Consider the following 22,900-nt stretch of genomic DNA (forward strand, 5'->3'; position numbering starts at 1 on the left):
TAAATTCAAAAAGCTATAGATTTATAAAAATCATTAAATAATAAATATAACGATAAGTGAAGGAAATTTATGAGCGTATCTAGAGAGCATTTCAGTTCCCGAATCGGGTTTATTCTCGCTGCGGCAGGCTCGGCTGTTGGTATTGGTAACTTGGTTGGTTTTCCTGTTAATGCAGCTAAAAATGGTGGCGGGGCATTTTTGCTTATGTATGCGCTGTTTGTTTTTTTAATCTGTTTGCCAGTAATGATAGCTGAAATGGCTGTTGGCAGAAAAACAGCCAAAGAGCCTGTAGGCGCATATAAAACGTTAAGTAATAATAGTAGCTTGTGGAGTGCAGCTGGGCTATTAGGTGTATTAACACCGTTTATGATTGCTGTTTTTTATATGGTAATCACAGTTTGGATTTTTGGTTATATTACGTTAACCCTTTCAGGTGATTTAGATTTTTTAGCAAGCGATGCTGGCTTTAGTGAATTTATAAACAGTCCTTATTTGTTTGTAGCAATGGCTGTGGTTGCCGCCATAGTCAATTTTATTTTGGTTGCCGGCGTTAAAGACGGTATAGAAAAAGCCGCCAAGATCTTAATGCCGACGTTGTTTGCTATGTTAATCATCATGGTTATTTTTGTGTTAAGCCTTGATAATGCCTTTGCCGGTGTAGAGTTTTTCTTAATTCCTGATGTAGACAAAATTACTCCTAAAGTTGTTAATGGTGCCTTATCACAAGCCTTTTTCTCGCTATCTTTAGGTATGGGTATCTTAATTACCTATGGCTCCTATATTGATAATCAAACCAATATTCCTAATTCAGCCAAGCTAGTTGCTATTACTGATACAGGTGTGGCATTTATTGCTGGTTTGATGATTTTACCCGCGGTTTTTTCTTTTAACCCAAATATTAACCCAAGCGAATTAAGTGATAGTTCGGTATCGTTAATATTTACGTTTTTACCTAAAATATTTTTAGCACTTCAAGTGTCTATTGGTTATGTTGGCGCGAGTGTTGTTGCTGCATTTTTCTTTATTTTAGTGTTTTTCGCGGCAATCACGTCCTTAGTGTCAATTATGGAAGTACCGGTTTCTTATTTAGTTACTGAGAAAAAGCATAGTCGCAAAAAAGCGTTATCTATTTTATTAATGACGGCGGGTATTTTAACTGTTTTTGCAACACTCTCTTTCGGCATGGTGACTTTCTTTACTGAGTTTACTACGTATGCGGGAGCTAGCCGCTCTTTCTTCGATATTGTTTATGATGTGTTCTACGATACAATTTTACCCCTTAATGGTTTTTTACTGTGTGTATTCGTTAGCTATCGTTGGAAAAAGAAAAACTTGTCTGAACATTTGAGTATAGGTAACGATAGTTACATTGGGTCTTGGGTAGAAAAGTATATTAATTTTTCGCTAGGAACCTTTATTCCCGCTATTGTTCTGGTTATTTTTGTTAATACCGTAGCGCAAAAGTTTTTTGCTGTCAGTTTGTTTGGTTTTTAAGCGGGTAAGAAAGTTAATCTTATTAATGGTATAAAGTTAGAAGATTTTGGCAGACTAAGCCGAGCAATGCTATCATTGCTCGGCTTTTTCTTTGACGCTTGATTGACCTTATTACCATGATTGAATATATAAACGCCACTGACTTTACTCACTGCCAACGACTTTTTCATGGTCGAGGTCATGCCTATGAGAACCTAGCCCATGTTAATGTGGATTGGTTCGCTCCTGTTGTATTAATTACTTTATATCAAGCCGTTGATGCACCCTGGCTGTTAGCACAAGCTCATGCCTTGCAAGCATTAATACCAAGCTGTCGTAGCGTGCAAGTTCAGCATCGTTATCAAAAATTTGCTCCTACTGAGGTATTATTAGGTGAAGTGATCACTCATACCATAGTGACCGAAGGGGAGCTGTGTTATCACATTGAATTTGGTAAAGCACAAAATAGTGGTCTGTTTTTGGATATGGCTAATGGACGTTCATGGGTGAAGGAAAACGCCCAAAATAAACAAGTGCTTAACTTGTTTGCTTATACCTGTGCTTTTTCTGTTGCAGCAATAGCAGGCGGGGCAAGCAAAGTGGTCAATATTGATTTAAGTAAAGCCTCGTTAAGTAAAGGACGGGAAAATCATCAGCTGAACAAACTGTCGAAAAAACAAGGGAAACAGATAATTTTTGAAGGGGTTGATATTTTTAAGTCAAATAGCCGGATCAAAAAATATGGTCAATACGACCTGCTGATTTGCGATCCGCCGTCATTTCAAAAAGGCAGTGTTAATATTGAGCGCGATTACGCTAAAATCCTTCGTAAAATCCCACAATGGATGAATAGTGGTGCTAAATTGATGTTGTGCTTAAACTCCCCTGATTTAGATGAGCAATTTTTAAAGAGTGAAGTTGCCCGTGAATGCCCTGAATGTGTGTTTGAACGTGGTATTACCAACCCTGAGGTGTTCAAAGAAGCACATCAAGGCAAAGGGCTTAAAGTACTTATTTTTAATTATCAGCCACAACGCTAGGGTTAATGGTTAAATAGGGTTGGCCATAAGCTGTTTTATCGCTATATCTGATTGGCTGTAAGTCGCAATATTATAAGGGTCAGTTATTGGCTCTTATTCGATAAAATCGAGCAAATCTCGGTATCCCAGCCAAGGTGGTACCGTTATATTGAAAGGTGATGATGCTTCCTATTGGTGGTGGGTTGGCGCGTTCATAATCGCTAAATCCTGAGCCTATTTTAAACGTAACACCATCAGCCATTTTTACACGAATTGCTCCTAACATGCCTTGATATTTGCCTTTACCAGCAAGATGAGCAATAACCTCAGCTTCACTGTCTTGATGCTTTTTTAATTTCATTATATTTGCTGTTCTACCAACATGATAATAAGCACTGCCAAGGTGCAGCATTAATCCTTCGCCCTTATTGTCACTAATGGTGTTTAGTTTTATCGCTAGCTCAGTAGGGTTTGTTACCTTGAATTGTTTAATCATTGTTAAATATGGGGAGTTTGTTTCAGTGGTGAGGGTTTTCATCTTAACGATGCGCTCGGTAAAGGTTTGGCGATTGTGCGGTAAATCAAAAATCATAAAACGTATTTTACGCCAGCAGGGCTTATGTTTACTTTCTTTTTTGATGCATGAAAGGGTTTGTTGGAAATAATTTCGGGCAATCCACAATTCTCCGTCCATAGCTGTTTTAGGCCAATTTTTGGTAAACCATACTGGGCTATTAATTACTTTGCCTTGGCGAGTGATTAGTCTTGCACCGTCCCAGTAACCTCTTATGCCATCAAGCTTTTCAGATAGCCAATAGTTACTGATATCATTAACAGCTTGATATGTTTTAGCATGCTGCAGTGCCGGTTTTATCGTAATGGTTTTTTTTCGGTGATCTTGTGCGTTTATTTGGTTAATAGAAAATAGAGATAGCAGCAAGATAAGAAAGTAAGTTTTCATCAGTCACATCCATGTTATTGATATTTGTTTAAGCGTAGTCTACTTTTAGGAGTATGGAAAATTAATTCAAGGATTGAATATGCTACGGTTCACTTTAGTGTTGTTATTGAGTTTGCTTTATTTGCTTTCTCCTGTAACCCATGCGAAAAAACGCTGCAAATCCCTTTTAACAAAGCTGCACAATATTCAAGCAATGCAACGCAATGGTTATTCCTCAACCCGTGGGCGAAGTTTGCGTGCGCGTGAAGATAAAGCGCGTGATAAATGGTGGCAATGCGAGCAAGGGCGAGGTAAAAAAGCCAAGAAAAAAAGCCGGAAAAAGCGCGCTAGCAAAAAAGTGCAACATAGTGCAAAAGCGGATAAAAAAAAGCATAGCAGCAGAAAACAAACATCCGTAGGTTCGCCTTTTAGAACCAGCAACGCCATAGTGATCAAGTCAAATTATCAAGGTGATAAAAAACGGGCATGGTTGAGGTATTACCAACAACCAAGTAGATGTCAAAGACCGAATAATTTGCAAGTATTTGCTTTTTGCAGTGAAGATAAGCAAAAGCAACGAGCAAGTTTTGAAGATAATTACAGTATAGTTGGCGATGCCCAGTAGCTCAGGCATCGAAAGTTATGCACAGTAGTTTGCTTTACTCTGTGTATATTGTGCTACCATAGCATCAATATTGCTTTGGCAGTATTCACGTAACCCGCTTAATAACATATGTTTTTTACCATGACCAACCACTTCTCCTTCACTGATTAAATCAAAATCTAGCCAAGCGTCACCTCGTTTGCCGTCAATAGACAAGCTTGTTTGAGCAAGCTGTAAAGAAAGGGTGGAAATATCAAGTCGATCTAAGTTTATTTTCATGCATTGATACATGACCATAGGGCGTGCGGGGTTTATCATGACATTGTTTTCAGCCATTAGCTTAACTAAAATACCGGGAAAGGTGTGGCCTGAAAAATCAACATAGGCTTTGGTTAATGCATTAATCAATGCCGGACAAAGCGTTTTTTCGCCTTCAGCTTCTACAGTTAAATAGGTTTTGTTATCATCGTCGACGACATCAAAACAATTATTGATCTCGGTAGGGAAATGCAGCGCAACACCATCATTGACCATACCTGAAAAGTTAAAGCTCATTTCTTTATGCAAACCGGCTTTGGCGATAATCACAGAAAATAATAAATCACCAGGTACACAAAAACGTTTGGCGTCTATATTGTGCAAAGGATTAAAATCATCCGCTACTTGTTTGGCAAAATCACTGCCTTGTTGGCGACTAAAACTAATTTTATCACTATCAATTGCGCAGTATTGCTCAATAAGCATTGGGGTATTTTGGGTCATTTTTACAGGCCTAGTTTATCACTTCATTTTACAAAACGGGGCATTCTAACAGTGTTTTTTAAATAAATCCTAAAAAAAGCACTGAACAGACCTCTATTATTGTTTATTAGCCTGTAGGTAAGTGCTTACTAGCGATTCTTTTGCTATTTTTGTTAGTTTTCTTAGTTGGTACTCACGTTTGCTCGCGGCGCTTTTATCAGTGGAACTTTCAATAAAAGCAAGTGTTACTGGCCGTCTTGCTCTAGTATACTTAGCGCCAAGCTTGGTATTATTGTGTTCATGTAAGCGTCGTTGGATATCTGTGGTGATACCAGCGTAAAGGCTGTCATCGCTACAACGCAGTAGATAAACAAACCAAGAGGTGCTTGTAGTAGTTGCAGTCATTCTTATTGGTTGAGACCAGAGAAATAATTAAGATGAACGGATGGTAAAGAAAAGTGTTACAGATATCAAATAGTGTTAGCCTAGCTGATTGGGAAATAGAGTTGCTTGCTATCCGTGCAATGGGGAATGGTGGTCAACGGGTTAACAAAGTGGCAACCGCAATTCATTTACGATTTGATATTAATCGCTCCTCTTTACCTGCTGTTTATAAAGAGCGACTATTGGCAGCGCAAGATAGTCGTATTTCAAAAGACGGTATCATTATTATTAAAGCACAATCGTTTCGCACACAAGAAATGAATAAAGAAGACGCCTTGCAACGTCTGAAAGCGCTTATTTTAGCTGTGATGGTAGTACAAAAAAAAAGACGGGCGACAAAACCGACTAAAGGCGCCATTCAGCGACGACTGACGGATAAAGCAAATAAAAAAACAGTGAAGCAATCACGACAAAAAATTAAATTTTAACACTCAACCTAGAACAATCAAATTCAACTTAATAGAGAGCATGCATGCCAATTTCAGAAATCGGTGCACTAGAAAAATTAACCGCCCATTTAGATCATAACAATCAGGTACAATATCAACTTCCTTTAGCGGCTATCGATAACGAAGGGCAATCGCAAAGTATTGCGCTAAACCCACTTATAGGCAAAATGCTCACCTTAGACTTTCATCACAAAATTGCGTGTAAAAATTGTGGTAAAACTACGAAGAAAAGCTACTCGCAAGGTTTTTGTTACCCTTGTATGACTAAGCTTGCCCAATGTGATATGTGTATTATGAAACCAGAAACTTGTCATCACCACCTAGGTACTTGTCGAGAGCCAGAATGGGGGGAAAGACATTGCATGGTTGATCATTATGTTTACCTGTCTAATACTTCAGCGTTGAAGGTGGGGATTACCAGACACACCCAACTTCCTACCCGCTGGATTGACCAAGGTGCTACCCAAGCCTTACCCATTTTTAAAGTAAGCACGCGTTTGCAATCGGGCTTAGTGGAAACGGCACTTGCTGAATTTATAGGGGATAAAACTAACTGGCGAACAATGCTTAAGGGTGACAATGAGCCTATGGACTTAAAAGTACAAGCGCAAATTTTAGTGCCAAAGATCAAGCAACGCCTAGCGGATATCACCTTAAAGTTTGGTGATGATGCAGTACAATTGTTAGATGAAGAGGTGGTTAATATCTCTTATCCTGTTAGCCAGTACTTAACAAAAATTAGCTCGTTTAATTTTGATAAAACACCAAGAGTATCCGGTATTTTGTTGGGAATTAAGGGGCAATATTTAATCTTTGAACAAGGTGTTATTAATATGCGTAAGTTTTCATCTTATCAAATAAGTGTTGAATATTAATTTTTTAATAAGCTTTGCCTAAAATTGTGCTAGATTTAAAACTATAGATGTTAATGCTCTGAGCTTAGTATAAAGTAAGCGAGCTGTTGTAGGCGCATTTATTGCCTATGGGTTGTCCTATGGTTTGCTTTACGCTCAACCTGCATTAGCATAAGCTCTATTATTTTACTAATAACTAATAACTAATAACTAATAACTAATAATATTATCGGATGAATATTTATGACAGCCACTGATTACGCTGAGCAAGCAGAAGATATTTTTGTTTTATCGGATTCATTTATTCGCATAAAAGAACTGATAGATGATGAGTCATCGACAATTGATGATATTAGTGACGTGATATTAATTGATCCGGCTTTAGCAGGCGCTGTTTTGAAGTTGGCTAATAGTTCATTTTTTAATTACCCAGGTAAAATAGACACAATTTCAAAAGCGGTATTAGTACTAGGCATCACTGAGGTTTATAATTTAGTCATTGCTTTTTTTTCTACCCAAGCCTTTAGAAATAATGATTTTGAGTTAGGTTACTTTGATGATTTTTGGGGCAACAGTGTTGATTGCGCATTATTGATAAAGTTTTTAGGTTGCAGCTTGCAAGTGCCAAATGCCGAGCGTTTATTCATATTAGGGCTTTTACATAATGTGGGTGAGCTAGTGGTTAAACAGGTTTGTGCTGACAAGGTGGCTGAATGCCAATGCGGAGAACAAGATTGTTTGCCTTGGGAAAAACAGCAAGCGGTTTTAAAATTTACCTATGGAGAATGTGGGGCGGAATTATTGAAACTTTGGCAGCTGCCTTATAATTTAGTTGCGCCAATACGTAATCAAGATGAGGGGGATTTTACCTTAACCAATACTGAAGCACAGTTGTTGTATATAGCAAAACGTATTATGGCTCAGCAAACAGTGTTAACGCAAAAGCGTTTGCAGCAACTGGTTAATGACAGACAATTTAGCGCTTTAGGAATTGATAAAGAAATGATCAGTGATGCGATAGATTTTTGTAATTTTGAACGTTTAGCGATTTTATCAACCTTAAGCCCCGCATCGGTAACTATTTATTAATAAAGTCTTTTGAGCAAGGTAAACTTACCGGCATAAAAAAAGCGAGTTACTCTGGAAGAGCCTCGCTTTTTTTGTAACACTAATTAGTAAAAACTAAAGTGCAACAATGTTCTCAGCTTGAGGGCCTTTTTGACCATCAGTAACTGTGAATTCAACTTTTTGACCTTCAGCTAATGTTTTAAAACCTTCGCCAACGATTGCGTTGAAATGAGCGAAAACGTCTGGACCATTTTCTTGCTCGATGAAACCAAAACCTTTAGCTTCGTTAAACCATTTTACTGTACCAGTAGTTGTAGACATATCTATATCCTAATTTATTTATGAGTAATTGAGCTTTTTAAATAATAAAAAGCAGGTTTGCTAAAAAGTGTTGCTATTACTTATAAAACAGGACGTGTTAAATCTTAAAATTGATAGAAGAACAATAACAGCGAAATGGTGTACAAAAATATAAAACTAACTTCAAGCGCCCTGCATTATAAAGCGGTAGAGGATGTTGTCAACAATTATAATTTTTTTGCGAGTAAATTCTTAGTTGATTTAGTTGATTACCCATTATGTATCACCTTGTTTGCTAGGATTGTTTGCTAGGATCTATGAGCCAATAATATAAATGTGTAAATCGAGTTACATTTTTCCGTGTAACCCCTCTTGTAAAGTTTTCAACTCTGTTTTATAACTAGAGTTGTTAGTATTGTGAAATACTAAGTAAACAAGTGATTTTTTATATAAAAAATGAAAAAACACTATAAACATAAAAAGTATAAACATAAAAAATATAAGCACTAATATCTTGTTTAGGCTAAAAACGGTTTTTGGTCAATGGCTTGATATATAGGTTGCAAAAATAACATATAAAACAATTAAGGAAATAACATGTCTACTATATTTCGTGCTACTACGTTAGCACTAGCCGTGGGAGTAGCATTAGGCACTGCTACTTCATATGCTGCAGAAGCAACTGACGCAGCGAAAGAAGAAAGCGTTGAGCGCATTGCCGTAGTTGGCTCAAGAGCGGCACCTCGCTCCGTTGCTGACTCGCCTGTTCCTATCGATATTGTTGGTGGTGATGAGTTAGGTAAAAATGCATCTAGCGATATGCTTGATATGCTGCAAGCAGCAGTTCCCTCATTCAACGTTCGTCAGCAACCTATATCTGATGCTGCCTCATTTATTCGCCCAGTGAACTTGCGTGGTTTGTCCTCAGACTCTACTTTGATATTACTTAACGGCAAACGTCGTCATCGTGCATCAGTGCTGGCTTTCCAAGGGGGTGGTGTGAATGATGGCGCTCAAGGTCCCGATATCTCGGTTATCCCTTCTGTGGCGATGAAACAAGTTGAAGTACTTCGTGATGGCGCCGCTGCGCAATATGGCTCAGATGCCATTGCAGGTGTAATGAACTTTGTATTAAAAGATGATGCTGAAGGTGGTTCTATTTCAGTGCGCCAAGGTGAGTATTTTGAAGGTGATGGCGATCAAACTATTGTTGACGGTAATATCGGTTTACCCTTTACGGATGATGGTTTTGTCAACCTGTCGTTTCAGTATAAAAATGCTGATGCAACTAGCCGAAGCATTCAACGTCCAGATGCACAAGCGTTAATTGATGCCGGTAATACTGCTGTGGGTGACCCAGCGATGATATGGGGTAACCCAGAAGTTGAAGACGATATTACCCTATTTGCCAATGTAGGGCTTGATTTAGGTAACGATAAAGAATTCTACATGTTCGGTAACTATTCTGACCGCACAGGCACTGGTGGTTACTATTATCGTAATCCACATAGCCGAAGTGGTGTATACACAGATGGTGCAACCGGTGAGTTATTGGTGGGGGCAATGGATGGTAATGCTGAGGCATGTCCGAATATCGCTATCACCTCGGATAATATTCTCACGCAACCTGATTATATTGCTAATGTAGCCAATAATGATAATTGTTGGGCATTTAATGAGTTGATGCCAGGTGGTTATACCCCACAATTTACTGGTGAAATTAACGATGTCTCTTTAGTGGTAGGCACCAAGGGTGAGATAAAGGGTGGATTCTTAGATGAAGCCTTATATGATATCAGTGGCTCAGTAGGGCGCAATAAATCGACTTATACGCTTGTAAATACAGTGAATCCATCAATGGGCGCGCTCAATGCCGATCAACCCAATAATGCTTTTGAAGCCGGCTCTTATATTCAATTAGAAAAAGCGGTGAATTTTGATATAAGCAAAGGTGTTGAGATGGGCTTGGAAGACCTTGTTAATGTTGCCGCAGGTCTTGAATGGCGTGAAGAAAGTTTTGAAATTATTTCAGGTGAACAAGCGTCATGGGCGCAAGGACCTCTAGCTAATCAAGGCTTTAGCGTTGGCTCGCATGGTTTTGCTGGTTTCTCTCCCGAATCACAAGGCGTAAATTCACGTCGAAGTGTTGCCGGTTATGTCGATGTTGAAGCTTATATCACTGAAGATTTCTTGTTGGGCGCAGCATTGCGTTATGAAGATTTTTCTTCTTTTGGTGATACGTTAAATTATAAGTTAACTGCGCAGCTACAAGTCACTGATGAATTGGCATTACGTGCTTCACATTCAACAGGTTTTAGAGCGCCAACCGTTGGTCAGGCAAGTGTGGTAAATACCCAAACGTCACTGGTTAATGGCGAATTAATCCAATCTGCAACCTATCCGCCGACTCACCCAGTATCAGCAGAACTTGGTGGTGTTGAACTTGATCCAGAAGAGTCTGTAAGTTTTGCTATTGGTGCGGTTTACCAAAGTGGCGATTTCTTTATGACAGTGGATGCCTATAATATTGAAGTGACAGATCGTGTTGCCCAAACTGATAAGATTTTTATTACAGAGCAGAATGTAATGAATCTTAAAGGCAAATATCCTTCTCCAGAGCTATTGCTAGGAGGCTCAGTTACCTTCTTTGCTAATGATTTTGACACTACTACACAAGGTGTTGATATTGTTGCGAACTACTCAATGGCATTATTAGATGGTGACACTAAATTTAGTTTAGCCTATAACTATAATGCCACTGAAGTAGATGACGCGGGTTTATTTACCTCTGCATTTAAAGTGCGTCGCTTAGAAGAAGGTATTCCAGAGCACCGTGGTACTTTAACAATGGCACAAAGCTGGGAGAATGTTAGCATGTTTGTTCGTGCCAATTACTTTGGTGAGTGGTTTGCAACACATGCTGATGAGCCAGATGTTGACAGCTCTTATGGTTGGTCAGAAACAGCGGGTTCATCCTTTACCCTAGATGCTGAAGTTAGCTACTTTGTTAATGAAAGCTGGACCTTATCTGCGGGCGCTAACAACATTCTCGATACTGAAGCGCAAGAGCTACAAAAGAATGGTGGCGCATACGGGGTTGTTAGTGCTAAATATTACGAAAGTGGACCATTTGACTACAATGGTGGTTTCTACTACGTAAAAGCTCAATATAACTTCTAAACGTACTCTGTTTAGCTGGTAGAAATCAAACCCCAACACACGTTGGGGTTTTTTGTAAGTGGCATTCCATACAAGTCGATTGTAGCAGGACTATGCTTGACTCACCCTGCCTGTAAACAGATTTTCTGAGACACTCATCTTGGGGTATTTGTCCTAAAACTGTGTGATGCTCTGCTGTATTCTCAGGTTATGGGTGAAGGATAAATCTAGCCTAGATACGAATTTCCACCATCAACTACCGTTTATTCGGCAATAAAAAACCTGAACAATGTCAGGTTTTTATATTAAATTGATTGTGGTTCATAACTGAAAGAAGGTTATGCCCAGGATTATAACTTAAACTCTCTTACAGACTGTTGTAGCTCTTCAGAGAGTTTAGCCACTTCGCTGCTTGACTCTGCTGTTTGTTTTGCTCCCGCGGTAGTTTGCTCAGCAATCGCGACTATTGATTCTAAATTCTCACTGATTTCATGGGCTACTAGGCTTTGCTCTTCAGCCGCGGTGGCTATTTGTGAGCTACGATCGAACGCTTCATGAACCGCATGAGTAATGGTTTCTAGTGCTTTGTCTGCTTCTTCTGATTGGCTGACACAATCGGCCGCTTTAGCTTTACCAACATCCATCACAGATACTGCTTTACCTGCACCAACTTGTAAGGACTCTATCATGGTTTGTATTTCAGAGGTAGACTCTTGTGTTCTACTAGCAAGGGTTCTTACTTCATCAGCAACAACGGCAAAACCTCTTCCTTGCTCACCAGCTCTAGCTGCTTCAATAGCTGCATTTAAAGCTAGTAAATTGGTTTGCTCTGAGATTCCTCTAATAACATCTAATATACCACCTATAGAAGAGCTATCTTGTTGTAGTTGATGAATGACTTGAGCTGCTGAGTCAACCTCACTAGCTAATTGCTCAATGGTATTACGGTTACGACCAGAAATGGTTTTAACACGCTCGGCTTCATCGTCTGCATGTTTGATTTCACCTAAGGCATCGTTAGCGCTCGCTAGTACACTTTGAGAAGTGCTACTCATTTCTGTGGTTGCTGAAGCTGCTTGTTCAACTTGATTGCGTTGCTCTTCAATGGCAGTAGTGCTTTCAGTCGTTACTGCTGATGTTTGCTCTGCGGCCGCGGCCAGTTGAGAGGAACGATTGACGATCCCTTCGATTAAGTTGCGTAAGCTATCGATCAGTAGGTTACAATTTTTAGATAATAGGGCAAACTCATCACGGCCGCTTTCATCAAGTTTCAAAGAGAGATCACCCGATGCAATGACTTTAAGCATATCATTAACACGACTTAATGGGCGCGTAATGCTCACTAAAGTGAAGCTGGCGATTACAATAGCAATTAGGATTGAACCAAGAGCAATTGCGATAGTTTTGCTGTTACCACTAGAAACTGAATCTTTGACACGTTCACTTGCTTCAAGAGTTGCTTGATTGGCTAACTCTACTTGCCTATCTAAAATTTTGTTCACTTTTACTGTGTTTTTCTCTTCAGCGGCCAGCATGTCTATGGCTTTTTGGTTAGCTGAAAGTTGTAGACTTTTATGATACAAAATGCCGGTATCAACTGAGAGTAAGGCTTCTATATCTGTAAAAGATTCAGATAATTCTTCAGCAACATCATCAATACTATTCATGCTTAACTCAGCAATAATTTCGTTAACTGAACTTTGAGCACCTTGCAAGCTATAGGATATTTCACTTTTAATAAGCTCGGCTGTACTATCCGATAAGGTATCGCGATATTCTAATGACGATGACACAATGGCATTAAATTGATTTTCTAATTGTTCACTTAAGTTAATAGCGCGTTGCAGTTTAGTTTCTGCTAATCGGTGATCGGCTAAATCTAATAACAACGTTACTGCATCATCGGCTTTCTCTTCTAGATCAGAGACTTTAGTACTTAAGCTGTTTTTTTGTTCTATGGATGTTTTTCTATTGTCAAATACTGCTAACGCTTGCTGTTCAAATTGATTAAAAAAACTAGTTGCTTGGCTTAAGTTGCTATTTAATTCGCCTTCATTTTGGACCAGCGCTTTAAGTTGGGTCAAGGCTGGAGAAAACTGCGCGCTTGTCGCCTTATATGCGCTTAAGTTGTTAGCGAGTAAATTAAGATCGGATTGATAAAAACCTTTAAGTGTCGAGTTTGACATCTGACTGAGTTGTAAAGCGAGTTTGTTACTGCCCTTTAAGGTTGGAATAGCGAGCTGATTTTGTTGATCGGTTGAATCACTTATTGTGTTTAAATTGAGCCATGAAATAGCACTTGTTGAAATAAGTAGAATGGTAATGATGGTAAAGCCACCAATTATTTTTCTAGCTACAGTTAAATTCATATATACCACCGATTAGTTTTGAGCAAATGCATTAGTTGTTGAACTACTTGGCTAGGAAGCCCTATGCAGAGTAAGTTCATTTTTATATTTATTATGGTTTGATATTAATTATTATGTTGTTAATTATTAATCGTATTACCTTGTATCGACCATTTTTGTTATTTATTCAACCTTTTTAATAGAAAAAAATAAAAAGGACAAATAACCAGATAAACTATTTGAGTATATCAAGCTCTACAAGTTTTTCACCCCCTTTCTAGGGTTTAATTATTTGGTTATTATTCAGCTCTATGTGCAGGCTCAGTAAAGACTTTTTTATCATGCCAGCGCAGCAGGGTTAAATGGTTACCCCAAACACAGCCAGTATCTAATGCATAAGCATTTGGGTGAGAGCATTGACCCATAAGCGCGGCCCAGTGTCCAAACACCCATGGAACCTTATTAAGCGTAGGGCTAAGCTCATACCAAGGCTGTAAGTGGCAATTATTACTTTCTGAGGATGATACTACTGGCGGCGCTAATTTATGTTCAAATTCTAACTGCTTATTGGCATAGCAATAGCGCATTCTGGTAAAGGCGTTGACAGTATAACGAAATTTCGCTTCCTGTGTGGTTGCTTGCTGCCAATCATTGGGCATTTCGCCGTACATGGCTGATAACCATCTTTTTCTGCTGCTTGAACTCAGCCGTTGTTGAACAAAAGTCGCTTGGTTAATAGCTTGTTGCAAAGTCCACTGAGGGGAAATACCGGCGTGACTCATATAAGCATTATCGTTGCCAATTTGCTGTAATAAGGGTTGTTGGGCTAACCAATGCATTAATTCATCGATGTCATGTGCTGCGAGCAAGGCATCGAGTTTATCTTGCTTCTTTACTTTCTTTAATTCGGCATGAACAGCTAACAGATGGAGATCATGATTACCAAGCACTATTTTAGCCGATTGCCCGAGTGATTTAACATACCGCAGGGTAGCTAACGAGTCGGGACCTCGTGCAACAAGATCGCCAGCCAGATACAATTGATCTGCGTTAGCGTTAAAGGCTACCTGCTGTAATAGCGCTCTAAGTTCGCTGAAGCAGCCTTGAATATCGCCAACTAAATAAATAGCCATTGAGCTACTACCCTTTTTTGTTAATCAATGTTGAAAGCATTAAAAGAGCGCTACTCTTGCTGTTGTGCTCGTTTCATTGCTCGCCGAGATTGTTTTTTATCACTTGGCTGCTCTGTTTCTTCAACGGGGTTATCAACAATAAAGTTGGCAAGCGTTATGTAATCATCAATGGTTAAATTTTCAGGGCGTAAATTGGCATCAATATTAAGGCTCGCTAGTTGCTCGACACTGATGAGTTTTTTGAAACCATTTCTGATGGTTTTTCTACGTTGGTTAAACGCTGCTAAACACACTGTGTTTAAGGCGTTTATGTCTTTGACTGGATTTTTTATTGTTTTATGAGGGATTAAACGTACGATGGCTGAGTCTACTTTAGGCGCAGGATTAAATGCTTCAGGACCTATTTCCATCACTGGAATCACTTCACATTGGTATTGAGTCATAATAGACAAGCGGCCATAGGCTTTACAGTTAGGACCAGAAGCCATGCGCTCAACCACTTCTTTTTGTAGCATAAAATGCATGTCTTTAACCTTATCTTTAAAGGTTAATAGATGAAAAATCAAAGGGGTAGATATATTATATGGTAAATTACCGAAAATACGTAACGGACGTTCACTACCATCTTGTTGAGTCAACAGCTGAGAAAAGTCAAAGTTTAAGGCATCGGTTTCATAAATGGTTAATTGCGGTGCTAAAAAAGGATGATGGCGTAATCGATGCGCCAAATCTCGGTCTAACTCTACTACCGAGAGTTTTTTGGCGCGCTCAGCGACAGGCTCAGTTAATGCGCCAAGACCGGGGCCAATTTCAACTAAATTTTCACCCACTTCTGGATTAATGGCATCAACAATATCACTGATGATGGCATCGTTGTGCAGAAAATTTTGACCAAAGCGTTTTTTGGCTTGATGACCTAAGTGCATTTTACTATTCATAAATATTCTCTATGTGTCAGAGTTAACCCTGCGCGACATTATTACTGCTTTTTGCTAATTCGATGGCAGATTGTATGGCAGCCATCATGCTGCCAGAGTCGGCTTGGCCGGTTCCTGCAAGTTCTAACGCAGTGCCATGATCAACTGAGGTACGAACAAAAGGTAATCCTAAAGTGATATTTACCGATGAGCCAAAGCCTTTAAATTTTAAAACGGGTAAACCTTGATCATGGTACATGCTTAAAATAGCATCAGCGTCTTGTAAATATTTTTCTTGAAAAATGGTGTCAGCGGGTAATGGACCTATTATATTCATACCTTCTGCTCTTAGTTCAGCAAAAGCAGGCTCCATAACATCGATTTCTTCACGACCTAAATGCCCATCTTCACCCGCATGAGGGTTAATGCCGCAAGCATAAATTTTTGGTGCTGCTATCCCAAATTTACGTTGTAAATCTTGGTGCAGAATACGCGTTACTTTTTGTAAACGCTCAAAAGTTATGGCTTTGGCAACATAGGCGAGTGGAATGTGTGTAGTCACTAGTGCTACGCGCAAACCTTCGGTAGCAAGCATCATAACAACATCGGAGCAATTTGCTTGATTAGCAAAATATTCAGTATGGCCACTAAATGGCACACCAGCCCTATTAATCAAACCTTTGTGTACCGGTCCTGTTACGATAGCATCAAATTCGCCAGACATGTTTTTGTCACAAGCAACCTTCAATGTTTCAACTACGTAGGCTCCATTATTAATATCTAAGGTACCAGCAACACTGGGTTGCCCCAAGGGAACATCTATTACTGTTAATGTGCCTTTAGCTTGGGGAGTAGCTTCATTGTTGGCATCATAATCCATAAGCGAAATCGGTAAATTTAATTGCTTAGCACGCTCAATAATTAGTGCTTTACAAGCTACGACAACAATTTGCACAGGCCAAGGTTGTTGAGCGATATTAATAACTAAATCAGGACCTATGCCAGCAGGCTCTCCAGGGGTGATAGCAATGCGTTTAGTCATTATTATTTGTCCTGTTCAAAAATTTCGATATAAGCTTCGTCGCGGGTTTCTTTGATCCAGCGGGCGCTTTCTTCGCCAAATTTTCGATTGTGTAAAATTTGATAAACCCGGTTTTGGTTCATTTGTGATGTGGCATCAACCATGCGGCGATCATTTAACTGAACAATGTGCCAACCAAACGATGAACGAAATGGTTTGTGATACTCACCAACTTTCATGGTTGCCAATGCTTCTTTAAAGGCAGGATCATAACTTTGTGGATCAGCCCAGCCTAAATCACCACCTCTTACTGATGTTGGGCCTTCTGAATATTCTTTAGCAAGCTCGGCAAAAGTCGCTTCGCCGGCTTCAATTTTATCCAACAAGCCTTGTAATTGAGCTTCAGCTTTTTCTTCACTTAAAATAATAGAGGGTTTAATCAGAATATGACTGGCTTTCACCTCTTCAACTTCAACTACTTTGCGGCCTCTAATGTCTAACACTTTCACAATACTAAAACCTAGGCCGGTGCGAATTGGCCCTACCACGGTACCTTTATCTTTCCCGTCAATTAATTCAGAAAAAAGTGTGGGCATTTCATTGATATTTTTCCACCCTAAATCACCACCAGCCAATGCGTTAGCACCACCTGATGAAGCAATAGCAATTTTTTTAAAGTCAGAGCCGTTATTGAGGAGTTCTATCACCTTGTTTGCACGATTTTTACTGGCAGTCATGTCGGCTTGAGTTGGCTCAGCAGGAAACTCAATTAAAATATGTCCAAGCTGATATTCAACATCGTTGCTGGTTTGTTCTTTCATTAGTGCTAATAAGTTAGATACTTCTTGGGGGGAAATATAGATGCGGCGTCGAACACTGTTGCGAGTTACTTCACCAGCAATGATTTCAGTTCTTACATTCTCACGGTATTTTTCATAGTCTTCACCATCGTTAACAATTGCTTGGCGAAATTGCGACAAGGTTAACTTATTTTCTCGTGCCATGTTTTCAATGGTTTGATCTAACTGAGCGTCACTGACTTGCACCCCCATGCGCTCACCCAATTGTAAAATCAAGCTATCGTTTATTAACTTATCCATAACTTGGGTGCGTAATGCGTTGTCAGAAGGCAGTGCTTGATTATTTGCTTTTGCTTGCTTTTTTATATTAGCAAGCAAATCTTGTATTTCAGATTCAAGTACAACACCACTATTTACAATGGCGGCTACTTTATCTAGTTGCTCTTCTTTGGCGTGTGCTTGCAGTGCTAATCCAGCATAAAATACACTGGTAATGATTAACGTTTTAAGTAAAAAGGTAACTATATTTTTCATGAATTATTACGTCTTAGTGGTTGTGTATTTTTAGTTTTGCAAGTAATAAGGGCGTTTATAGCCAAAAATACTTGCATTAAACATTTCTTGGGTGCCAATGGCTGCTTGCTTACCATTTAGCCCTTTGATGATGAACTCTAGTTCAAAGCCGCTATTAAACGCATCGCGATCTTCATTGAAAAAGCCATCATCACTTAAGTTTGAGTTTATATACCTATGATAAGCTAAACGTACTGCCCAGCAACAACTTTCATATTGTAAGCCTGCATAGCTTTCAATACTGTGCTTAGATTTTATGTCTTGGGTTAAGCGTCCAACAAAAGCCCAGTCTTTACTAATTGCGTAGTTAGCTAACAGTGATACTTGCTCTAAACTATTACCTGAGACATTACGAGTATACCTATGGTTCAATTGAACTGAATTATATTTATCAATTTGATAGTTTAACGATGCCTGACTCTTATTGGTAAAGCTTGCTTTGGTATTGTATTGTATATCGCTACTAATTTGCCACTTATGATTTAATCGATAAAACAAATTTGCAGCTACTGATGATTGTTGGCTAGTTAAGCTGTTGACATTAAATGTGTTAATTAATTCATCGAAGGTGTTGTTATCAGATAAGTATTGGATGCGACCGGCGCTTAACCGAAATATTTCTAAATTTGATTGGTCCAATATTCTGCTAGTAACACCCCAAGTGTATTGATTAGCACCAGCGATTCTATCTAAGCCACTGTAACGTCTATCTCTGAATAAACCACTATAGTCATCTTGTAAATTAGTGGTGTCGTACAAGCCAATGTTTGATTGATCTTTCTCTGGAATATACAAATACTGTATTTGAGGCTCTAGTGTTTGCGTATAACTAGAGCCAAATAAGGTGAGGTTTCTATCAAAGTTAACACCGCTGTGAAAGCGCACTTTAGGCAGTGTACGGTTAACCGTTTTTGTTAATCTGCTGTCTATTTGAACATTGTCTTGCTGATAATAGGTATGCATTAACTTTAATTCTGAATTTATAAACCATGCTGGAGTAGAAATAGGGTAGCTTAATCCTGCTTCCACATGATAACGATTAGCACTGAGTTGTTGCTTGGTTTCAGCTTTAAAGCTGGTAAGCTCTGAATAGAGTGATAATTGTGCAGGTATCTCGTTGATCAGCAGTAACTCAAAAGGCTGCTGGTTAGAAATTTCAATATGAGGCAAGGTTTTATAGCTTGTTTGATGATTACCTAACACTTCAAAATCTTGAAGCTTTAGCGTTGTTTGCCATTGTTCACCAAAGTATGAAAGCTCACCAATTTGGTATAAATAAGCATCATTGGAATTATACTCTCTGGAGCCAATATCGACTAAGTAGTTGTCATCGCTTATGGTTGTGTAATCGATGTAGGCACGAAAGTTATCTGAAAAGGTACCAACATGCTGAATTCTTGCAAGATATCGAGCATCATTATTAGATTGTATTTCGTTGTCTTTATGAAGGTATTCTAAATTAATGCTACCGCTTTGCAGTGCCGATAAATAACGAAATTCGGTTTTTAGTTGCATGCCACGTTTAGACATATAATGCGGGGTGATAGTGGCGTCCATATTGGGGGCAATATTCCAATAATATGGGGTTTCTATCTCTAAGCCTGAATTACTAGAACTGCCTATTTTAGGATACAAAAACCCGCTTTTACGTTGTTTAGACACAGGAAAAGTAAAGTAGGGGATGTATAAAATGGGCGTATCAAAAAATCGAATTTGAGCATGATAAGCCTCCCCAACACTGCCATCAGCAGAGATGATGATTTCAGAGGCTTTTATTTGCCAATCAGGCTCATCACCCACACAGGTGGTGAAGGTAGAGTCTAATAAGCTTAAGCCTTTTGCCGAGCTAATTTGTAACTCGTCGGCACTACCATGACCAGGATTGCCATACAGTTGATAGGAAGCATTAAGCATAGCGCTTTTTTTATCTTTTTTATTGGCGTTTAGCTCACTTGCAAGAATATCAATACTTTGGTTTTGGTAATGAATATTACCTTGTGCGTTAAAAGTCATTAACAAGCGATCAAAAGCGAGTTGATCGGCTTTAACTATCTGGCTTTTATCAATTAGCATAACGCCACCGCTAAAATGAGCAACTTGATCTTTTTCTATACTGGCGTATTTCGAGGTAATGCTGATGCTATCGTCGGTGATTGTTGGTGCATTGATAACCATTGGCGTATACGATGGTATGGCACATTGAAATTGCGCTGTTTCAGTTGGTTGGGCCTCAGTTTTAGCTATTACTGGCAGGGTATAGGCCAAGTTTAATAAAACTATAAAGGAAAAAAAATTTCGGGAAAAAAGCATTTATTTGTAAATGTTATCTTAAATGTGCACGATGAAGCGTATATGATATAGCAATTGGCTCACTATCAATAGTAGAAATTTAACAAACAGTAGGGTAGTAATAAGAATATGCGGATATGGGGGAAAGTTTTAGGTTTTTTATTTGGTTTTATGCTGAGCCGAAATGTTTTTGGCGCCTTGCTGGGTATGTGGCTAGGGCACATGTTTGACCGAGGTAGAGGCTTTGATTTTGACGGCACGTCAGGAGGAAAAGAAGATGATGTGGCTCGTCAGGCGGCGTTCTTTTATACGACCTTTTCAGTGATGGGACATGTAGCTAAAGCTAAGGGACAAGTGACTAATCATGAAATTGCCTTTGCAAGTGCTTATATGGATAAACTCAATTTATCGAGTGAATTACGCCAACAAGCCCAAGATGCTTTTCGTGAAGGTAAAACAGCTACCTTTCCTTTAAAAGAACGCCTGAGACAGTTTAAACGTATTTGTGGAAATCGTCACGATTTACGGTTGATGTTTTTAGAAATACAAATTCAAGTGGCGTTTTCTGATGGTGAATTAGATATTAAAGAGCGAGAGGTGTTACACACTACCGCTAAATTTTTAGGTTATTCTGCTCGTCAATTAGATAATTTGCTTGAAATGATTATTGCCAGTGCTGCCTTCAATCAAGGAGGGCAAGGTTATCAGCAGTTTAATGGTGATAATGCTACTACCTCAGCCGGACAACTCGACAATGCATATAAAATTCTAGGCGTGGGCAAAGATACGTCTCAAGCAGAAGTTAAAAAAGCTTATCGTAAACTCATGTCTCAGCATCATCCTGATAAATTAATTGCTAAAGGTTTACCGCCAGCAATGATGGATGCAGCAAAAGAGAAAACCCAAGATATTCAAGCGGCTTATGATTTGATTGCTAAGCAATATAAATAGATTTACCAGCCAATTGATTTCAACCAACTGTTTATTATCCTGAGCAAGGCTTGCTCGGGGTAATAGCCCGCGGCTAGGCTGTTAAGCTGACGCTGACGAAAATACACTTTCATTGCTTTTTTTGCTAAGGCTCGGCGTTGTTTTACTTTGGCTAATACTATGGGGTGATCAAAAGTTAAGTAGAGGTCTAATAGTGGGTAATTGCTTGCAGCTATTTTTTTGGCCAAATCGGTATGAGCTTCATCTATTAATGCTTCATTTGTTGTTAAGTAACTACTTAGTAAAATAACTCCGTTGGGCATAATAGGGTTTGCTTTAGCCGCTTGTTGTTCAAAGAACTCGACTAATAATGCACCATGATGTCCTTGAGCGATAACAACCTTAATGCCTGGATAGCGATTCGTTTGCTCAAGGACCGCATTCATCATGGCAGTAAATATAAGTTTATAGTCAGCAAGGATCTGGTCGTTTTGTTGTTGCTGTTCACTGACTTCTATTGCCTTAGATGGATAGTTTTCAGGCATGCTTGGTGGCTGAATAGCAATGGTTGTCCAGCCTTGTGATGGCAGTGCTTTGCGTAAAAAATTAATTGCTTTTGGGTTGGTTGCACTTTGCTGCCAATCAGGTAGTAAAATTGCTACACCCTTATCGTTGATACTGGTGTTTTCAGTGACTAAAGTGATGTAATCATCAGTACCAACGCGTAAAGGTTTGACTTGCTCAGCAGGTAAGTAGTGGGTTAAGTCTTGTTGATATTGTTGGGTCAAGGGTGAAGGTAATGGTGTCGAGGAAACCGGGTTTTCTGCTTGAGGCTCAGGCGCTGTGAGCGTGTTTTGCTCTGATTGTACTTTATCGGTTGCCGGTGTTGATGTTGTTTGTTGATCTTTTTGCTGTGCTACAGCTATAACGTTTACCACTAAAAACAGTAAAAATGTGATGACTATTTTAAAAGAGGATAATTGTAGCTGCACTTGCACGATGTTCCTTAACTTTCGCTTTAATTCAATCACTCTATCGGCGAATAATTGAAAAGGTTTAATCAAATGGGCAAGGCGAATCAAAAGATAGCCACTTGTTAGTTACGGGGTGCGCTAAGCTTAAGGTTTTCGCATGTAATTGTAAGCGTTCACTGGCGGTTAATGCTTGACCTTGGGCATATAATCGGTCTCCTAAAATAGGGTGACCTAAGGCGAGCATATGAACCCTGAGTTGATGTGAACGTCCGGTGATAGGAGTTAACTCAACTAAGGTACTTTCACAAGCTGAAAGAGCGCTTTGTTTCCCATAGTCACTATGATCTAATACTTGATAATGGGTGAGTGATGGTTTGCCATTGTCGTGATCTACTTTTTGCTTGGGTCGGTTTGGCCAATCACAGATCAGCGGTAAATCTACACTGCCTTGTACTTCTTTAATATGACCAAAAACACGAGCCACATAGCTTTTTTTTGTTTTGCGTTGTTCAAACTGCCTACTAATGGCTACATGTGCAGGCTTGTTTAAAGCCATGATAATAATGCCAGATGTTGCCATGTCTAAACGGTGGACAATGGTTGCGCTAGGGAATACGCGCTGTACTCTGTGTTGTAAGCAGTCTTGATGCTCTGGCAAACGCCCGGGTACACTAAGTAAACCACTGCTTTTATTCAATACTAAAATGTCATCGTCATGAAAAATAACGTCTAGATAGGGCGACATCGGGGGTTGATAGATAAAGTCAGGATTTGCACTCATGGTGATCTCTTAATGGGGTGATAGCAGCTAGGGTATTCACCCTAGCTTTAGATTGTATTTGAACCTTGTATGGGCAGCTAACT

20 protein-coding genes are annotated in these 22,900 nt (G+C 39.2%); 8 read left to right on the top strand and 12 right to left on the bottom strand.

Annotation, left to right across the window (positions count from 1 at the left end; genetic code table 11):
- Positions 1 to 69: 69 nt before the first annotated feature.
- Positions 70 to 1,494: a sodium-dependent transporter gene (locus tag ABXG98_RS00875; protein WP_353536794.1), complete on the top strand. Its 1,425-nt coding sequence runs from the start codon at positions 70 to 72 to the stop codon at positions 1,492 to 1,494.
- Between the two features lie 116 nt (positions 1,495 to 1,610).
- On the top strand, positions 1,611 to 2,513 hold the full coding sequence (locus ABXG98_RS00880) for a class I SAM-dependent methyltransferase (RefSeq protein ID WP_353536795.1): 903 nt from the start codon (positions 1,611 to 1,613) through the stop codon (positions 2,511 to 2,513).
- 79 nt (positions 2,514 to 2,592) lie between these two features.
- On the opposite strand, the gene ABXG98_RS00885 is transcribed toward ABXG98_RS00880, so the two are convergent.
- Positions 2,593 to 3,453 (bottom strand): DNA ligase, encoded by an 861-nt coding sequence (locus ABXG98_RS00885; RefSeq protein ID WP_353536796.1) that lies wholly within the window; start codon positions 3,451 to 3,453, stop codon positions 2,593 to 2,595.
- A 79-nt stretch (positions 3,454 to 3,532) separates the two neighbouring features.
- Here ABXG98_RS00885 and ABXG98_RS00890 point away from each other — a divergent pair, with 79 nt between their 5' ends.
- Positions 3,533 to 4,057: a hypothetical protein gene (locus tag ABXG98_RS00890; RefSeq protein WP_353536797.1), complete on the top strand. Its 525-nt coding sequence runs from the start codon at positions 3,533 to 3,535 to the stop codon at positions 4,055 to 4,057.
- Positions 4,058 to 4,072: 15 nt separating this feature from the next.
- Here the strand turns inward: ABXG98_RS00890 and ABXG98_RS00895 are convergent, their stop codons facing one another.
- Together ABXG98_RS00895 and ABXG98_RS00900 are read right to left on the bottom strand one after the other, a co-directional pair.
- A complete protein-coding gene (locus ABXG98_RS00895; RefSeq protein WP_353536798.1) occupies positions 4,073 to 4,798 on the bottom strand; it encodes a DUF3581 family protein in 726 nt (241 codons plus the stop codon).
- A 96-nt stretch (positions 4,799 to 4,894) separates the two neighbouring features.
- Complete coding sequence (locus tag ABXG98_RS00900; RefSeq protein WP_353536799.1) at positions 4,895 to 5,182, bottom strand: GIY-YIG nuclease family protein; 288 nt, start codon at positions 5,180 to 5,182, stop codon at positions 4,895 to 4,897.
- A gap of 53 nt (positions 5,183 to 5,235) precedes the next feature.
- Between ABXG98_RS00900 and arfB the strand changes: the two genes are divergently transcribed.
- The 3 genes from arfB to ABXG98_RS00915 all read left to right on the top strand — a co-directional run bounded on the left by arfB (position 5,236) and on the right by ABXG98_RS00915 (position 7,613).
- The gene (gene arfB / locus ABXG98_RS00905) at positions 5,236 to 5,649 is read left to right on the top strand and encodes an alternative ribosome rescue aminoacyl-tRNA hydrolase ArfB (RefSeq protein ID WP_353536800.1); all 414 of its coding nucleotides are present in this window, start codon (positions 5,236 to 5,238) and stop codon (positions 5,647 to 5,649) included.
- Positions 5,650 to 5,693: 44 nt separating this feature from the next.
- On the top strand, positions 5,694 to 6,545 hold the full coding sequence (locus ABXG98_RS00910) for a DUF2797 domain-containing protein (RefSeq protein ID WP_353536801.1): 852 nt from the start codon (positions 5,694 to 5,696) through the stop codon (positions 6,543 to 6,545).
- A 222-nt stretch (positions 6,546 to 6,767) separates the two neighbouring features.
- Positions 6,768 to 7,613 carry an HDOD domain-containing protein gene (locus ABXG98_RS00915; protein ID WP_353536802.1) on the top strand — a complete coding sequence of 282 codons (846 nt, stop codon included), beginning with the start codon at positions 6,768 to 6,770 and terminating at the stop codon, positions 7,611 to 7,613.
- 93 nt (positions 7,614 to 7,706) lie between these two features.
- Here ABXG98_RS00915 and ABXG98_RS00920 read toward each other — a convergent pair whose 3' ends face one another.
- Complete coding sequence (locus tag ABXG98_RS00920; protein ID WP_033092258.1) at positions 7,707 to 7,913, bottom strand: cold-shock protein; 207 nt, start codon at positions 7,911 to 7,913, stop codon at positions 7,707 to 7,709.
- 576 nt (positions 7,914 to 8,489) lie between these two features.
- Between ABXG98_RS00920 and ABXG98_RS00925 the strand changes: the two genes are divergently transcribed.
- Positions 8,490 to 11,072, top strand: coding sequence for a TonB-dependent receptor plug domain-containing protein (locus ABXG98_RS00925; RefSeq protein ID WP_353536803.1), 2,583 nt, complete (start codon positions 8,490 to 8,492; stop codon positions 11,070 to 11,072).
- Positions 11,073 to 11,401: 329 nt separating this feature from the next.
- Here the strand turns inward: ABXG98_RS00925 and ABXG98_RS00930 are convergent, their stop codons facing one another.
- From ABXG98_RS00930 to ABXG98_RS00955, 6 genes are all read right to left on the bottom strand, one after another.
- Positions 11,402 to 13,420 carry a methyl-accepting chemotaxis protein gene (locus ABXG98_RS00930; RefSeq protein ID WP_353536804.1) on the bottom strand — a complete coding sequence of 673 codons (2,019 nt, stop codon included), beginning with the start codon at positions 13,418 to 13,420 and terminating at the stop codon, positions 11,402 to 11,404.
- 278 nt (positions 13,421 to 13,698) lie between these two features.
- Positions 13,699 to 14,532 (bottom strand): symmetrical bis(5'-nucleosyl)-tetraphosphatase, encoded by an 834-nt coding sequence (locus ABXG98_RS00935; RefSeq protein WP_353536805.1) that lies wholly within the window; start codon positions 14,530 to 14,532, stop codon positions 13,699 to 13,701.
- A 50-nt stretch (positions 14,533 to 14,582) separates the two neighbouring features.
- Positions 14,583 to 15,470, bottom strand: a complete 888-nt coding sequence (gene rsmA / locus ABXG98_RS00940; protein WP_353536806.1) for a 16S rRNA (adenine(1518)-N(6)/adenine(1519)-N(6))-dimethyltransferase RsmA — start codon at positions 15,468 to 15,470, stop codon at positions 14,583 to 14,585.
- A gap of 22 nt (positions 15,471 to 15,492) precedes the next feature.
- Positions 15,493 to 16,494, bottom strand: coding sequence for a 4-hydroxythreonine-4-phosphate dehydrogenase PdxA (gene pdxA, locus ABXG98_RS00945; RefSeq protein WP_353537444.1), 1,002 nt, complete (start codon positions 16,492 to 16,494; stop codon positions 15,493 to 15,495).
- The gene (gene surA / locus ABXG98_RS00950; RefSeq protein WP_353536807.1) at positions 16,494 to 17,804 is read right to left on the bottom strand and encodes a peptidylprolyl isomerase SurA; all 1,311 of its coding nucleotides are present in this window, start codon (positions 17,802 to 17,804) and stop codon (positions 16,494 to 16,496) included. Before surA ends, pdxA begins: the two co-directional genes overlap by 1 nt.
- Positions 17,805 to 17,834: 30 nt before the next feature.
- Positions 17,835 to 20,108, bottom strand: a complete 2,274-nt coding sequence (locus ABXG98_RS00955; protein WP_353536808.1) for an LPS-assembly protein LptD — start codon at positions 20,106 to 20,108, stop codon at positions 17,835 to 17,837.
- 153 nt (positions 20,109 to 20,261) lie between these two features.
- Here ABXG98_RS00955 and djlA point away from each other — a divergent pair, with 153 nt between their 5' ends.
- On the top strand, positions 20,262 to 21,083 hold the full coding sequence (gene djlA, locus ABXG98_RS00960; RefSeq protein WP_353536809.1) for a co-chaperone DjlA: 822 nt from the start codon (positions 20,262 to 20,264) through the stop codon (positions 21,081 to 21,083).
- Between the two features lie 2 nt (positions 21,084 to 21,085).
- Here the strand turns inward: djlA and ABXG98_RS00965 are convergent, their stop codons facing one another.
- Positions 21,086 to 22,060 carry a DUF3530 family protein gene (locus tag ABXG98_RS00965; RefSeq protein ID WP_353536810.1) on the bottom strand — a complete coding sequence of 325 codons (975 nt, stop codon included), beginning with the start codon at positions 22,058 to 22,060 and terminating at the stop codon, positions 21,086 to 21,088.
- Between the two features lie 58 nt (positions 22,061 to 22,118).
- Positions 22,119 to 22,817, bottom strand: coding sequence for a pseudouridine synthase (locus ABXG98_RS00970; RefSeq protein ID WP_353536811.1), 699 nt, complete (start codon positions 22,815 to 22,817; stop codon positions 22,119 to 22,121).
- Positions 22,818 to 22,900: the final 83 nt, after the last annotated feature.

This window comes from Colwellia sp. KU-HH00111 (genome assembly GCF_040362745.1).
GTDB lineage: Bacteria > Pseudomonadota > Gammaproteobacteria > Enterobacterales > Alteromonadaceae > Colwellia.